12 protein-coding genes are annotated in these 14,597 nt (G+C 64.6%); 3 read left to right on the top strand and 9 right to left on the bottom strand.

What is annotated here, in order from left to right:
• Positions 1–91 precede the first annotated feature (91 nt).
• From XH92_RS12330 to XH92_RS12295, 8 genes are all read right to left on the bottom strand, one after another.
• The gene (locus tag XH92_RS12330) at positions 92–1,426 is read right to left on the bottom strand and encodes an MFS transporter (RefSeq protein WP_194459445.1); all 1,335 of its coding nucleotides are present in this window, start codon (positions 1,424–1,426) and stop codon (positions 92–94) included.
• A gap of 99 nt (positions 1,427–1,525) precedes the next feature.
• Positions 1,526–3,079, bottom strand: coding sequence for a wax ester/triacylglycerol synthase family O-acyltransferase (locus XH92_RS12325; protein ID WP_194459444.1), 1,554 nt, complete (start codon positions 3,077–3,079; stop codon positions 1,526–1,528).
• Between the two features lie 136 nt (positions 3,080–3,215).
• The gene (locus XH92_RS12320) at positions 3,216–4,925 is read right to left on the bottom strand and encodes a long-chain fatty acid--CoA ligase (RefSeq protein ID WP_194459443.1); all 1,710 of its coding nucleotides are present in this window, start codon (positions 4,923–4,925) and stop codon (positions 3,216–3,218) included.
• Between the two features lie 29 nt (positions 4,926–4,954).
• Positions 4,955–5,722: an SDR family oxidoreductase gene (locus tag XH92_RS12315; protein ID WP_194459442.1), complete on the bottom strand. Its 768-nt coding sequence runs from the start codon at positions 5,720–5,722 to the stop codon at positions 4,955–4,957.
• A gap of 38 nt (positions 5,723–5,760) precedes the next feature.
• Positions 5,761–6,201: a phasin family protein gene (phaP, locus tag XH92_RS12310; protein WP_246788383.1), complete on the bottom strand. Its 441-nt coding sequence runs from the start codon at positions 6,199–6,201 to the stop codon at positions 5,761–5,763.
• Between the two features lie 60 nt (positions 6,202–6,261).
• Positions 6,262–7,071: a triacylglycerol lipase gene (locus XH92_RS12305; RefSeq protein ID WP_194459441.1), complete on the bottom strand. Its 810-nt coding sequence runs from the start codon at positions 7,069–7,071 to the stop codon at positions 6,262–6,264.
• 182 nt (positions 7,072–7,253) lie between these two features.
• Complete coding sequence (locus XH92_RS12300; protein WP_246788545.1) at positions 7,254–8,273, bottom strand: AraC family transcriptional regulator; 1,020 nt, start codon at positions 8,271–8,273, stop codon at positions 7,254–7,256.
• A gap of 372 nt (positions 8,274–8,645) precedes the next feature.
• Positions 8,646–9,752 carry an AraC family transcriptional regulator gene (locus XH92_RS12295; protein ID WP_246788382.1) on the bottom strand — a complete coding sequence of 369 codons (1,107 nt, stop codon included), beginning with the start codon at positions 9,750–9,752 and terminating at the stop codon, positions 8,646–8,648.
• Between the two features lie 225 nt (positions 9,753–9,977).
• Between XH92_RS12295 and XH92_RS12285 the strand changes: the two genes are divergently transcribed.
• The 3 genes from XH92_RS12285 to XH92_RS12275 all read left to right on the top strand — a co-directional run bounded on the left by XH92_RS12285 (position 9,978) and on the right by XH92_RS12275 (position 13,049).
• A complete protein-coding gene (locus tag XH92_RS12285) occupies positions 9,978–10,736 on the top strand; it encodes an acetoacetate decarboxylase (RefSeq protein ID WP_194459439.1) in 759 nt (252 codons plus the stop codon).
• A 21-nt stretch (positions 10,737–10,757) separates the two neighbouring features.
• Positions 10,758–11,732, top strand: a complete 975-nt coding sequence (locus tag XH92_RS12280; RefSeq protein WP_194459438.1) for a 3-hydroxyacyl-CoA dehydrogenase NAD-binding domain-containing protein — start codon at positions 10,758–10,760, stop codon at positions 11,730–11,732.
• A gap of 117 nt (positions 11,733–11,849) precedes the next feature.
• The gene (locus XH92_RS12275; protein ID WP_194459437.1) at positions 11,850–13,049 is read left to right on the top strand and encodes a CaiB/BaiF CoA-transferase family protein; all 1,200 of its coding nucleotides are present in this window, start codon (positions 11,850–11,852) and stop codon (positions 13,047–13,049) included.
• Between the two features lie 338 nt (positions 13,050–13,387).
• Here the strand turns inward: XH92_RS12275 and XH92_RS12270 are convergent, their stop codons facing one another.
• Positions 13,388–14,461 (bottom strand): AraC family transcriptional regulator, encoded by a 1,074-nt coding sequence (locus XH92_RS12270; RefSeq protein ID WP_194459436.1) that lies wholly within the window; start codon positions 14,459–14,461, stop codon positions 13,388–13,390.
• Positions 14,462–14,597 lie beyond the last annotated feature (136 nt).

The following is a 14,597-nucleotide window of genomic DNA, read 5'->3' as shown; positions in this document are numbered from 1 at the left end:
ATGTGTCCCAATATTCGCTCGATCACCGGCAGCTTTCCCGCGGAGCGTCGAGCAGTCCGGCTCCGTGCGGGCCGGGCCGCTCGAATCGTCCTCACGCCATCGCCAGGCGCGCACTGGGCGCAGGCCGCATCGACAGCAGCAACAGCAATCCCGACAGCACGTAAAGCGCCATCACGAAGTACATGCTGTAGATGTTGTCGCCGGTGCTGCGCACGATCAGGCCGTTGATCGAGGGACTGATCGCCGGCCCGAGGTTTCCGAGACTGGAGATCAGCGCAAGCCCGCCGGCGGCGGCGCCGGTGGAGAGGTATTCGCTGGTCAGCGCGAAGAACAGCGGCGTCGCCGACGCAATGCCGATCACCGCAAAGGACAGCGCAAGGATTGATCCGACGAGATTGCCCTGCAGCATCGTGGTGATGAACAGGCCGAAGGCGGCGATCGCAACGCAGGCCGCATAGTGCCAGCGGCGCTCGTGCCACTTGTCGGAGTGACGGCCTATCAGGATCATGCCGATGACGCCGGCGGCATTCGGGATCGCGGCATAGACGCCGACCAGGAACAGATCCTTGACGCCCCAGCTCTGGATCAGGGTCGGCATCCAGAACACCATCGTGTAGGTCGCACCGAGCAGCAGCAGATACACGAACGACAATACATACACCTTGGGATCCTTCAACATCTGCCCGAACGTTCCCGAGGGCTCGCTCACGACGTCCTTCTCATCGTGCTGGAAAGTATCTTCGAGCAGGGCCTTCTCGTCCTTCGAGAGCCACGCGGCCTGCGCGGGCTTGTCCTCGAGCAAGGCGTAAACCAGGATGCCGAGAATCAGCGCCGGCAGACCCTGCACGAGGAACAGCCACTGCCAGCCGTGGAGGCCGCCCGCACCGTCGAAATACTTCAGGATCGAGCCGCACAGCGGACCGGCGATCACGGAAACGATCGTTGTCGCCGACATGAAGGTGGCGATCACCTGCCCGCGCCGCGCCGACGGATACCAATAGGTGAAGTACAGGATCACGCCGGGAAAGAAGCCGGCCTCGAACACACCGAGCAGGAAGCGGACAAGATAGAACTGGAACGGTGTCGACACGAACATCATGGCGGCTGCCGCGAGCCCCCACAGCACCATGATGCGCAGCAGGGTCTTGCGCGCGCCGATCCGCTCCAGCAGCAGGTTGCTCGGCACCTCGAACAGGAAGTATCCGACGAAGAAGATGCCCGCGCCAAGACCGTAGACCGCGTCGTCGAACGGCAGCGTCTGCTTCATCTGCAGCTGCGCATAGCCGATATTGATGCGATCGAGATAGGCGATCATATAGGCGATCAGCAGCAGCGGGATCAGGCGCCAATCGATCTTCGAGAACAGGGATTTGTGCGCCGGGCTTTCCAGTACCGACAGAGATCCCTTTGCGGCGGGTGGGTGCATCCTGGTTTCCTCCAAATGTTCTTTTGATTCCGACGCCGAGCGGGCGATCGCAGTGGCGTCCCGGCTCGGGCGATGTGACGCGCTGACGGCCCGGACCGCTTAGCTGGCCCGGCTCGCCTTGTCGTTGGCGGCAGCCGGCGGCATCTCGTCGGTCTGGATGACCGTGACCGCCGGCGCGGTCGCGGATGGCGCCTTCGATTGAGCTGCAGCCTGGGGCGTCAGCTCGACGATCTCGGCCTCGACCGGCGGCAGGGCTTCGATCTCACGCAAGGCCGCCCGGAGATGCTCGATCATCTCGTAGGACTCGTCCTGCGTGAGGACGCGCCGGCACGCCGTCAGGCCGAACTCGAGCAGGCCCGAATAGCTGTGCACCGTGATGTTCAGCGCGCTGCCGTGATAAGGGATCGAGACCGGGAAATAATGCACCATCCGTGCGCCGGCCATGTAGAGATGCTGCCCCGGTCCCGGCACGTTGGAGATCAGCACGTTACCCGCTGCCGGCATGCGGCTGGCGAGGTTGGAGCGGCCAAGCAGCGAGGCAAGGCCGGTCATCAGCCACGGCGACCCCGTGATCGGCACATCGACGCCGAGCACCGGCTTGAGCTCGCGCACGACGGCCTTGGCGGCCTCCGACGACGCGTGGATCGCCTTGAAGCGGGTCGGCAGGTCGTCGATATCGGTCGCCAGATCGACGCGAACCGCCGAGACCTGGTTGTTCATCGCCTTGTCGCCTTCGGCACGCAGGCTGACCGGCACCATCGCGATCAGGGCTTCCTTGGGCAGCAGGCCGCGCTCGGCGAGGAAACGTTGCAGCGCGATGCTGCACATCGCCATGACGATGGTGTTGACGGTACCGCCGACGCGTTTGCCCAGGACCTTGATGTCGGCCAGCGGCAACGACATCGTGCTGTAGGAGCGCTGGTTGGTGATCGAGTCGTTGAACACCGTCTTCGGGGCCAGGCCAAGGCTGAGCGAGCGCTCGCCCTTCTCCGAGCGCTGGCTGGCCATCACGGTCGCGGCGGTGCCGAGCGCCTTGGCCGCCGTCGGCAGCAGCTCAGCGAGCTTGCGATATTGCTGGGCCGCATTGTTGGCCGCCGCCTGCAGCAGCTCGGTCACGCCGAGCTGGTATTGCGCGGTGGCGCGCTTGCGCCGTGGCGGCGGCACCTCGCGCATCTTGGGCGAGACATCATAGAGCACCTTGGCGAGCTCGACACCGGCCTTGCCGTCGACGCCGCTGTGATGCGCCTTGGTGTAGAACGCGACCTGGCCGTTCTCGAGGCCATCGATGACATACATCTCCCACAGCGGACGACTGCGGTCGAGCAGCGAAGCATGCAATCGCGCAACCAGTTGCTCGAGCTGCGCCATGGTGCCTGGCCGCCGCAAGGTGACGGTGCGCACGTGATAATCGAGCTCGATATCATCGTCCTCGATCCAGACCGGCTCGGCGAGCTGGAACGGCATCTGCGCCAGTTTGCGGTTCAGCAATCCCGAGAGATGGAGACGCTTGCCGAGCATCTCCTTGACATCCTCGTAGTAGTCGCCCTGGTAGCCCTCGGGGAGATCGAAGATCATCAGGCTGCCGACATGCATCGGCGTCTCCGGCGTTTCGAGATGCAGGAACGATGCATCCATGCTGCTGAGTTGATCCATTCTTCCCTCCCATGACGTTGTGACGGCGGCCGCCGTCTTGATGACCGTGTGCCGATGTCTGGCGCGTCGCGGTCATTGCATTGCGGCCGGGCCCGACACCTGTCCGCCGCGACCGATCCGGTTCACGCAGGCGATCTCAGGCCTGCGCCCGGGCCGCCCGCTCCTCCTCGTCGTACAGCTCCTTCTTGGAAAGCTTGCCGACCGCGGTCTTCGGCAGTTCGGCGCGGATTTCGAGCGCCTGCACCATCTCGTGCTTGCCGAGCTTGTCCTTCAGGAACGCCTGCAGCTCTTCCAGCTTGAACGGCTTGGCATCCGCCTTCAGCTTGATGAAGGCCTTCGGCGACTGGCCGCGATACTCGTCGCGGATGCCGATCACGGCGACCTCCTCGACCGCCGGATATTTATAGATCGCCTCTTCGAGCACACGGGGATACACGTTGAACCCGCTGCACAGCAGCATGTCCTTGGTGCGGTCCACGATGAAGATGAAGCCATCCTCATCCATGTAGCCGACGTCGCCGGTGCGCATGTAGCCGTCCGCGGTCGTCACCTCGGCGGTGGCGTCCGGCTTGTTCCAGTAGCCCTTCATCACATTCGGGCCTTTGATGCAGATCTCGCCGCGCTCACCGAGCGGGACATAGCTGCTGCTGTCGTCGACGTTGAGGAACTTGATGACGATTCCGGGCATCGGCATGCCGCAGGAGCCGGCCTTGCGCATGGCACCATGCTGCGCCGGCGTGTAGGTGCCGCTCGGCGAGGTCTCGGTCATGCCCCAGCCTTCGCTCAAATTGCAGCCCGTGATCGAGGCGAATTGCTGTGCCACCTCGAGCGGCAACGGCGCGCCGCCGGATCCGCAATATTTCAGCGCGCGCAGGCTGTGCTTCGGCGTCTCCGGATGGTTGATCAGCGCGGTGAACATGGTCGGCACCCCGCAGAAGACGCTGACCGACTTGGTCGAGATCTCCTCGAGCGCAGCTTTCGGATCGAACCGGACGTGCTGGATGATCTCCGCACCCATCAGGACGCCGAACAGCACATTTACGGAAAGTGCGTAGATGTGGAACGGCGGCAACACAGCCAGGAAGCGCTCCTGCCCGTCGACCAGCACCGGCGGCGAGCCGGCCGTCGTCGCCCGGTACTGCTGACACGCGCTGGTCAGGTTGGCGTGGGTGAGCATCGCCCCCTTCGGCAGCCCTGTCGTCCCGCCGGTGTATTGCAGCACGGCGATCGTCTCGCGCGGATTGTCGATCGGATAGGCCTGGTAGACACCATCATTGTGCGTCAGCTGGCCGAAGCTGATGTGATGATCGTCCCAAGCGACGTCGCTCAGCTGCTTGGCCGCCTTCATCTGGTTGACGACGGTGTCGGGATCAGCCGTGATCTCGCCAAGCGAACCGACCACCAGCTTCTTCAATCTTGTCTTGCCGAGCATCGCCGCCATCTGCGGATAGAGCGAAACCATGTCGAGCGTGATCAGGATGTCGGTCTTGCTGTCCTCGATCTTGTGTTCGAGCACCTTGGCAGCGTCCAGCGGCGAATAATTGACCGCCGTTCCGCCTGCCTTGAGGATGCCGAAAAACGAGATGATGTAGTGCGGCGTGTTGGGCAGGTAGAGGCCGACATGAACCCCCGGCTTGACGCCGAGGAGCTGCAATCCCTTGGCCACGCGATCGGTCAGCCGCCCGAGCTCGGCATAGGTGATCCGCTTGCCCATGAAATCGATCGCGGGACGATCCGGCCATTTGGCAACGGCATCGCCCAATATCTTCTGCACGGGTCCGGGAGCGATCTCGACGTCCCAACGCACGCCGTCGGGATAGGATCGGATCCAGGGCATGTCGTTCATGAAATCTCTCCCTTCTCTGGTCTCTCGGATCAGACGGCGGTCACGCCGCCATCGACCGCAATGGTCTGGCCGGTGATGAATGCACAGGCATCGGAGGCAAGCAGCGCGGCGACGCCCTTGAGGTCCTCGGGGCCACCCTCGCGATTCATCGGCGCCATATGCGCGGTCGCGCTCTGGTCGAGCTGCGCGGTCATCTTGGTCGGGAAATAGCCCGGCGCGATCGCGTTGACGTTGATGCCGAGCGGCGCCCATTCATTGGCAAGCGTGCGGGTCAGGTTGACGACCGCGCCCTTGCTCGCGTTGTAGGCCAGCGTCGGGGTACCTTCCGGATAGCAGCCGGTGAGCCCCTGGATCGACGCGATGTTGATCACCTTGCCGCTCCGCCGCGGCACCATGCAGCGGCGGCCGACCTCCTGGCTGGCGACGAAGATCGCGGTCACATTCAGGTTGATCACCTTGTTCCAGCCGTCGAGCGTGTGCTCGATCGTGGCGGCACCCCAGGACGTACCGGCATTGTTGACGAGGATGTCGATCGGGCCGAGCGCGGCCACGACCTGCTCGATCATCGGCGGGATCGTCTCCAGCCTGCCCATGTCGCACACCACCGGAAGCGCCTCGATGCCGAGCCCTTTGAGGTGAGCAGCCGCGGCATCGAGCTCATCCCGCTTGCGCGCAGTGATCGCGACCTTGGCGCCGAGTTCGCCCAGCACCTCGGCGATCTGAAGACCGAGACCTCGCGATCCGCCCGTGACGAGCGCAACGCGACCCGTCAAGTCCTGCAACTTGGCCAGACTCATGGCTTTCCCCCGATGGTTTACGCCTCACACGCGCAGCACTATTTCGGCTGCAACAGCTTCTGAAGGTTCGCGAGGTTCTCCTGCATGCGGTCCTGCATGACCTTCCAGGCGTTGTTGCGCGCCTGCGATTCGAGCTGCGACAGCTCGCGGAAATCCGCGACCGCCTTCTCGACCTGCTGCCTCGCAGTCTCCGTCTGCTTCGTCATGGCTTCACCGCTTGCGAAGCGATTCATCGCCGCCTGCCACTGCGCGAGCGTCTCCTGCAGGATCTCGTTGCGCCGGCTGACCAGCGCCTGGACACCTTCGTAGGCCTGCCTGTTGGCCTCGACCAACGCCTCCATATCCTTGCGCTGCCACTCGACCAGCGCGGCGATATCGAACCCGGGCAGCGCGAACTTCTCGGTCATTTTCTTCAGGTCCCCGAGCCACGGCATCGCACCCGTGCCGGCTGTGTCGGATTGCCTGTCATCGGTCCCCATTGACGTCCTCCTTGCGGTACTTGGCTTGCGGCGGCGAACCGCCGTCCCGTGGACTGCGCGTCAGGCGGCCGGCCAGCGCGGCCGGAACAGGGCGGCGCTGTCATCGGCGCGATCCGGATCCGGGTACACCATGCCGCGAAGGCCGCTGCGGTCGAATGGCGACCATTCATCCTCCCCGAGCGCGAGGCGATCCGCGATCGCATAGAGCACCGCCGGATTGTGTCCGAGCCCGCAATGACTGCCTTCGACCTCGATGTTCTGCGTCCGGTCGGCGTGCTGCTCGCGACACCCCCACCACGAGACGATGCCGTCGGTGCGTGAATAGATCGCCGTGCTCGGTACCGGCGGCGGTGACTTCATGATGTCCCTGTCGGGCCAGTCGTCGACCTGGCGCTCGCTCAGGATCTCGTAGAGACGCCAGGCATTGCTCGCCTTCGGCTCGTTGGCGAACGGGCTGCCGAGCGTGATCACCTGGCGGACCAGATCGGGTGCGCGCCGCGCGATCTCGCGCGCAAACACACCGCCGAGGCTCCAGCCGATCAGGCTGACCTTGCGATCGTATCGCTCGGCGAGCTCGGCCAGCCTCGCGTCCATGGCGGCCTCGACGCCGGGACGAGGTCCGCGATTGGGTCCGAGCTTCCAGCCGTGGACCGCGTAGCCTTGCGCCTTCAGGTAGGCGCGCAACGGTCGCGTCGAGATATCGCTGGCGGAGAGCCCTGGCAAGACGAGGACCGGATGTCCGTCGCCGCGCGGCGCGCGGCGAAGCAGCGGATAGCTTGCGAAGAACGCCTGCAGCTCCCAGATCCCGCGCACCTCGAGCGCGAGCAGCAATTGCGACGGCGGCGCAGAGCGGTCGACGACCGTATTCATGTCAGAATGTCCCCTCCCGGATCGCACGGTGCGTCCCGCACAACCCGACATTTTATGATTGCTGCCCGGCTCCGCGAGCGGCGCCATGCAGACCCCGATCACGCAACCGCGCATCTTCTTGGTCTCAAAACGCTATCGAGCAGGTCAGACCCGTAAAAGGTGCAATTGGCCCGCTTGACCGGTTAGTTTGGGACATCCGCCAATGAATCTTGCGCGCCTGCTGCGATGCCTGGCGCCCGGCCATCGCGGAAGTCCGACGGGCTCTTGCCGGTCCAACGGACAAAGGCGTGGCGGAAGTTCGCCGCATCGCTGTAGTCAAGCCGCGCGGCGATCTCGTCATTGGTCATTTGCGTGTTGCGCAGATAACCGACCGCGAGCTGCATGCGGACCTCGGAGACGATCTGCCGGTAGGTTTTCCGCTGCAGCTGCAGCCTGCGGCGGAACGTCCGCGGATGGATTGCAAGCTCCGCCGCCATCGCCTCGATACTCGGGAAGCGGCCGGGATGCTCGACGAGCCGTCGCCGGATGTCGGCGGCAAGACCGTCGTCTTGCGTGACAGGATCGAGAAGCTGATCAAAGATCCGACCTGCCATCGTCCTGGTCATCTCGTCGGGGCAGACCGCCGGACGGTCGATCCAGGCTGTGTCGAATTCCAGCGCGTTCCTGCGCTGTCCGAATTCGACCGGACACTGGAAAATGCGATCGTAGGTCCCGGCATGCGGCGGCGGCGCATAGGCGGCGCTCAGCTTCGAGAAGCGGAACGAGCTGCCATAGACATCGCGGCTCAGCGTCTGATAGGTCGCAAAGGCGAACTCGAGCGCGAACCGATAGACATCATCGGCCGGATCGCGCGAAAGCAGGGGCTCGAGCAGACAGCTCACCGTATCGCCCTTGCGGGTGAAGTCGATGTCGGCGACCGTTCCGAGGATCCGACCATACTTGGCCGCAAAGTCGATGACTCCGGCCCGCGTCGGGCTGCTCAGCATGGCATAGCCGTACATGCCGTAAGCCATGACATGCATTCGTTCTCCAGCGCGAAACGCAACCGCCGGATCCCGCGACAGCCGCATCGCATTGCGAAAGACCGTTTCGACCTGCCGATAGGAGACGCGCACCGACGAATCCCTGAGGTCAGCACGCCTCAAGTTAGTCGCGCCGAGCGCGCGCGAAGCCGAGATCCCCTCCTCGGCCAGGACGTCCACAACCGCAGCGATCCGTTGCGGCGAATAGAGACACTGCAGGAGATTTGGTGACGGGTGATACACGAGCGTCCTCGTCCGCCTTCCGCGCCTGCTTCAGGTCCCGCAATCCGGTCCCCGCAAGCTACCGGGAGGCTAGTCAGCCGGACCGGGCAGCGGAAGGTTCGATTGGTCACGTTTGCAGGTGAGTTCCGGACAAGACCGGCCAAAAGAAAGACCGCCGAGGGAGGGCGGTCCAGGTTGGGAGAACGCGATCGCGAGCGCAACCACGGCGCTGAGCTTACGCGCGCTTCGGCCGCACAAAAGGTTCGATTGAACCAGTTTGGCGGTGAACTACGGACACAGCCGGCGAAGCTCCCCTTGGATATCTCGGGGTCAAAGACCCTCCTCGCCGCGGAATTCGGATGGATTTCTGCCGGTCCAGCGCGAGAAGGCGTGGCGGAAGTTGGCTGCGTCGCTGTAGCCGAGGCGGCTTGCGATCTCCTCATTGGTCATGCGCGTCTTGCGCAGATACTCGATCGCGAGCCGCATGCGCACCTCGGAAAGCAAGCTGCGATACGAGGTTCCCTCTGCCTCGAGCCTGCGCCGCAGCGCGCGGGGATAGATATCGAGCTGCTCGGCGATCGCCTCGATGCTTGGATAACGCCCCGGCCGCTCGATCAGTATCCGGCGGATATCGGCGGCAACACCGCCGGCGCGGTTCACCTCGCCGAGGATCTCCTCGCACATCTCCCGCGCCATGGCGTGGGTTCGCGGATTCGCCAGCGCCCGCGGGCCGTCATTGCGCGCGTATTCGTATCCGCAATGATGCTGATTGAACAGAATCGGGCACCCGAAGAGATCACGATACGCCGCGGCGGACGGCGGCGGCGTATAGTCGAGCAGCACGCGCGAGAAGCCGAAGCCCTGACCCGAGCGGTCGCGAATCGTCGTCAGATGGGCGGCCAGCGCGAACTCGACCGCGAAGCGATGCACACTCTCGGTCGGATTCGGCCAGTGCATGGGCTGGAACGTCGCCACCACCGTCTCACGATCATAGGACAGGCCGAAATCGCAGAACGGACCCACCACCCGGATGTATCGCGCAGCGAAGTCGCGCGCCTCCGCGTGCGTTGCACTGCTCAGCAGCGCGTATCCGTACATGCCATAGGCTGTGACATGCATTCGCGCTCCAGAGCGCAGCGCGATGGCCGGGTCCCCTGCCAGCCGCAGCGCGTTGCGGATCACCGTGTCGAGCTGCCGATACGATATACGCGTCGTATGGGATTCGAGCTGGCCGATGACGAGCCCGGTACCCTCCAGAACCTCAGATGGATCAATGCCCTGCTCGCGAAGCTCGGCCGCGATGGCCGCGATCGAATGCGGCGGAAATATTCGCTGCGCGAAGCCGGGGAGCATTCGACTCGGCGATTGGCGTAGGTGCGACTCTTGCCTAGTCATTGCAACCGCATGTCCCTGGCATTCCGCGCATTCCTGCTCCACGATTGATGATCGCTCCAACGTAAGCCCGATCCCGCACGCGACGCAATAATCGCGTATCCGCGCGCGGCGCGCCCCGCAATCCGCGTCCGGAAGTCACCCGGTCGGCGGTCCAATCGCACCTTTCTCCGTTTCCCGAGATCGCTAGGCTCGCGATGCCTTGCTCGACAACCGGCACGCAGCCGGAGGCCCCATACGGGCCACGACAAGCTATCAAGGGAGGAGCGGATGCGACGGGAAGACGTTCTCAAGCAGCTGACGACGCCAATCGGTGCCCCGGCATTTCCCCGCGGGCCGTTCCGCTTCAACAACCGCGAATACCTCAACATCCTGTATCGCACCGACATCGAGGCGCTGCGCGCGGTCGTTCCCGAGCCGCTGGAGATCGATGATCCGCTGGTCCGCTGGGAGATCATGCGGATGCCCGACACCTCCGGTCTCGGCGACTACACCGAATGCGGCCAGGCGGTCCAGGTGCGCTACGGCGACGAGAAGGGCGAGTACCTTCACGCGATGTACCTCGATAACCTGCCGGCGCTGGCGTCGGGCCGCGAAATCAGCGGCTATCCCAAGGTGATCGGCAAGCCGAAGCTCTATATCGATTCCGACACCCTGGTCGGCACCATGGATTACGGCAGCCTGCGTGTAGCCACCGCGACGATGGGTTACAAGCACCGCGCGCTGGATCTCGAAAAGGCAAAGGCCGAGATCTGCGTACCGACGTTCATGCTGAAGATCCTTTGGACCTATGACAGCCCGAAGCCGGCGGGCGAGCCGCGCATCTGCGAACTGCTGCGCTCCGAGATCACCGACATCACGGTCAAGGGTGCCTGGACCGGCCCGGCCCGGCTGGAGCTGTTCGCCCATGCATTGGCCCCGATGGCCGACTTTCCGGTGCGCGAGATCGTCGCGTGCAGCCACATCATGACCGACTTGACGCTGTCCCGCGCCAAGCGCTGCCACAACTATCTCGATCAGCCGCGGTAAGCGGGCACGTCGGAGGAAGCCATGCCATCATCCGCAGATCGCGCCGCGGCGCTCAACCGCTATCGCAATGTGTGCGTCATCGGGGCCGGTGTCATCGGCTCCTCCTGGGCGGCGCTGTTCCTCGCGCACGACCTCAATGTCGTGATCAACGATCCGCAGCCCGGCATCGAGGCCACGGTCAAGGACGCCCTGATCAAGATCGCGCCGACATTGCTGAAGCTCGGCCTGCCGCATGAGGGATTGGAGCGCAACCTGCGCTTCGAGCCGGATCTTGCGCGCGCCGTCGCCGGCGCCGACCTCGTGCAGGAGAACGGCCCGGAGAAGCCCGAGTGGAAGCAGCAGCTCTGGGCGCGGATCGAGGCAGCGGTGCCGAAACATGCATTGCTGCTGTCGTCGAGCTCGGCGCGGCCGGCCACCGAGCAGGCGAAAGAGATGAAGGATGCAAGCCGGCTGCTGGTCGGCCATCCGTTCAACCCGCCGCATCTGATCCCGCTGGTCGAGGTCGTTCCCGGCGAACGCACCGATCCAGAGGCCACCGCCGACGCCGTGGCGTTCTACGAGGCGCTCGGCAAGGTGCCGCGCGTGCTCAAGAAGGAAATCCAGGGCTTTGTCGCCAACCGGCTGCAGCGCGCGATCATGCGCGAGGCCTGCTATCTCGTGCAGGAAGGCGTCGTCACGGTCGATGAGCTGGACGACATCGTCACCAGCTCGATCGGGTTGCGCTGGGCCGTGAACGGACCGTTCAGCTCGTTCCACATGGGCGGCGGGCCGAACGGGCTCGAGTCGTTCTTCCAGCATCTCGGCAAGAACATGGCCGCGTCATTCAAGGTGATTCCGCAGGTCGATCTCGACGAGGCGCTGCAGCGCAGGATCATCGACCAGGCCGCGGCATCGTTCGGCAAGACGCCGATCCCGCGGATGGAGCGCGAGCGCGACGACACGCAGGTGGCGCTGCTGCACGTGCTGGCGGCACGCAACGGCAGGAACGGGACATGACCGGCTCGCCCCCGGGCTGCGCGCACTCGCAGACACAGGCGGCCGCCACGTTCCGGAATAGGCCAATCTGGCCGAACAACAGCTGATCCCCGGGGTATCAAGCGGAGACGGACTCACATGAGCATCTTCGAAGGTTTGAAGGTCATCGACTGCGGCAGCTTCATCGCCGCGCCAACCGCCGCGACGCTGCTCGGCGACTTCGGTGCCGACGTGATCAAGATCGAGCCGCCCGGCGCAGGCGACGCGTTCCGTCAGGTGCCGAAGCTGCCCGGCATGCCGAGATCCGATCAGCCCTATGGCTGGCTGCTCGATAACCGCAACAAGCGCGGCCTTGCGCTCGATCTCTCAAAGCCCGAGGGCCAGGCGGTGCTGCATCGCCTCGCTTCCTCCGCCGATGTCTTCATCACCAACTATCCGCTCGCAGTACGCAGGAAGCTCGCGATCAGCTACGATCGGCTTGCCGTGGCGAATGATCGGCTGATCTACGCCTCGTTCACCGGCTATGGCGAGACCGGCGACGAGGCGGGAAAGCCGGGTTTCGATGTCACGGCTTACTGGGCGCGCTCAGGCCTGATGGACATGGTGCGGAGCGACGCCAGCACGCCGCCGGCGCGGGCGCTGGCCGGCATGGGCGATCACCCGTCGGGCGTTTCGCTGTTCGCGGCCGTCGCGGTGGCGCTATATCAGCGGGAGCGCACGGGACGCGGCACCCAGGTCGGCTCCTCGCTGCTCGCCAACGGCGTCTGGTCGAACGGCATCATGGCGCAAGCGGCGTTGTGCGGGGCGACGTTCACGCCGCGGCCGCCGCGCGAAAATCTGTTCAATGCGCTCGGCTGCTACTATCGCTGCCGCGACGGCCGCTGGCTGCTGCTCGCGATCGTCAACGAGCAGCGCGACTTTCCGACCGTGGCGAAATGCCTCGGCCTCGACGACCTGCTCACCGATCCGCGCTTTGCCAAGCAGGCCGATCGGTTCGCCCGTTCCGCGGAACTGATCGCCCTGTTCGACGCGGCATTCGCGACGCGTGATCGGGACGAATGGCGTACGTGCCTCGATGAAGCAGGCATCGTCTTTGAATGCGTTGCCGAGATGAGCGACCTGTCCGCCGACCGGCAAATGCTGTCGGCCGGCGTGCTGGTGCCGTTCGAGAACGACGAGATGCTGACGATCGACAGCCCGTTCTTTGTCGACGGTGCGACCAAGGTAAAGCCGCGCAAGGCGCCCGCGGTCGGCGAGCACAGCACGCAGATCCTGCGCGAGGCCGGTTACGATGACGCGGCCATCGCCGGGATGCGCGAAAGCAAGATCCTGGCATGATACGCTGACCGCTAGGCGACGCCGGCCGCCTTCACCGCGCGCACGAGAAAAGGCCGCGCCCTCGGATGAGAGGCGCGGCCAGTCTCGAGGCGCCCGAACCGGGGGGCACCACAGCGGCGGTGCGGCGCAGCTGAGGTTCGGAGGACGCCCCCGAGCAGAAGCGATCAGCGCCCGACACGCTTCCAACTCCCTGACGAGCCATCGCATTTGCCGTCGATGGCCAATCTATGCATGGAGTTCGACCGCGAGGAGGTTCGACGAGGCCGGTTCGGAGGTGACTTATGGACAGCGTCGAGTAACGAGCGGTCAAGTGCAGCGCTGCGCCGCCCGCACGGTCTTCACATCGGCGAAGAGACCCGGAAATCGGATGGGCTCTTGCCGGTCCAGCGGATGAAGGCATGCCGGAAGTTGGCGGCGTCGCTATAGCCGAGCCGGTTCGCGATCTCCTCGTTGGTCATCGCGGTCTTGCGCAGATATTCGATCGCAAGCCGCGTCCGCACCTCGGCGAGCAGTTCACGATACGATGTATCTTCGGCTTCGAGCCTCCGCCGCAGGGCACGCGGATGCATCGACAGCCGCTCGGCGATCGCCTCGATGTTCGGATATCTGCCGGGCTGCTCAATCAGGACCCGCCGGACATCGGCAGCGATCCCGCCCGCATGATTGACCTCGGACAGCACCTGCTCGCACATCTCGCGCGCCATTCCGTGGGTGCGGGAATCCGCCAGCGCCACCGGACCGTCGGCCTGAGACAGGTGGTACCTGTACTCGTTGCCGCGCTGGCGAAACAGGACCGGGCAGTCGAAGATCATCTGGTAGGCGCCGGCATGCGCCGGTTCGCCATAGGCTAGGGAAATCTGCGAGAACCGGAACGACTCGCCCGCCAGGTCCTTCATCGTCGTCAAATGCGACGACAGGGCGAACTCGGCCGCGAAGCGATGCACGTCCTGCGTCGGATTCGGCCAATGCAACGGCTCGAATGCGCAGACGACCGCCGCGCCGTCATACGAGTATTTCGCATCGCACAGCGGACCGACGACCCGAAGGTATCGATTGGCGAAGGCGCGCGCATCGTCATAGGTCGCGCTGCTCAGCAAGGCGTATCCGTACATTCCGTGCGCGGTCACGCGCATGCGCTGTCCGGCGCGGAGTGCAACCGTCGGTTCGTTCGACAGCCGCAATGCATTGCGAACCACGATGTCGATCTGCCGGTACGAGATACGCGTGGTGTGAGCTTCGAGTTGATCCTCGGTCAAGCCGGTGCCCGCCAGCGCCACGGACGATCGAACCTGTTGCCTGCCGAGCTCGGCGATGATGGCAGCAATCAACTGCGCCGAATATACATGCTGGTCGAAGTCCGGCGGCAATTGACATTCCGGCACGGCGTCGCGCAGGCGCCTTCCAGCGCTCATGGTCGTCTTCCTCCTTGGACCCAAAGTCTTGCTCAAATCGAAATCATTCGCAATGCCGGCAGCAGCCGGCCGGCTTCCCCTATCCCCAGCCTTGGATCTCCAGTCTTGGGACAGCGCGCGGATCGGATCCAAGCAT

This window comes from Bradyrhizobium sp. CCBAU 53421, assembly GCF_015291625.1.
Taxonomy (GTDB): Bacteria; Pseudomonadota; Alphaproteobacteria; order Rhizobiales; family Xanthobacteraceae; genus Bradyrhizobium.
This window is presented reverse-complemented; position numbering and strand designations above follow the sequence as displayed.

Bases quoted from the DNA above. Each gene is read 5' to 3' on its own strand.
- XH92_RS12330 (WP_194459445.1), bottom strand. From the start codon at position 1,426: ATGCACCCACCCGCCGCAAAGGGATCTCTGTCGGTACTGGAAAGCCCG.
- XH92_RS12325 (WP_194459444.1), bottom strand. From the start codon at position 3,079: ATGGATCAACTCAGCAGCATGGATGCATCGTTCCTGCATCTCGAAACG.
- XH92_RS12320 (WP_194459443.1), bottom strand. From the start codon at position 4,925: ATGAACGACATGCCCTGGATCCGATCCTATCCCGACGGCGTGCGTTGG.
- XH92_RS12315 (WP_194459442.1), bottom strand. From the start codon at position 5,722: ATGAGTCTGGCCAAGTTGCAGGACTTGACGGGTCGCGTTGCGCTCGTC.
- phaP (WP_246788383.1), bottom strand. From the start codon at position 6,201: ATGGGGACCGATGACAGGCAATCCGACACAGCCGGCACGGGTGCGATG.
- XH92_RS12305 (WP_194459441.1), bottom strand. From the start codon at position 7,071: ATGAATACGGTCGTCGACCGCTCTGCGCCGCCGTCGCAATTGCTGCTC.
- XH92_RS12285 (WP_194459439.1), top strand. From the start codon at position 9,978: ATGCGACGGGAAGACGTTCTCAAGCAGCTGACGACGCCAATCGGTGCC.
- XH92_RS12280 (WP_194459438.1), top strand. From the start codon at position 10,758: ATGCCATCATCCGCAGATCGCGCCGCGGCGCTCAACCGCTATCGCAAT.
- XH92_RS12275 (WP_194459437.1), top strand. From the start codon at position 11,850: ATGAGCATCTTCGAAGGTTTGAAGGTCATCGACTGCGGCAGCTTCATC.
- XH92_RS12270 (WP_194459436.1), bottom strand. From the start codon at position 14,461: ATGAGCGCTGGAAGGCGCCTGCGCGACGCCGTGCCGGAATGTCAATTG.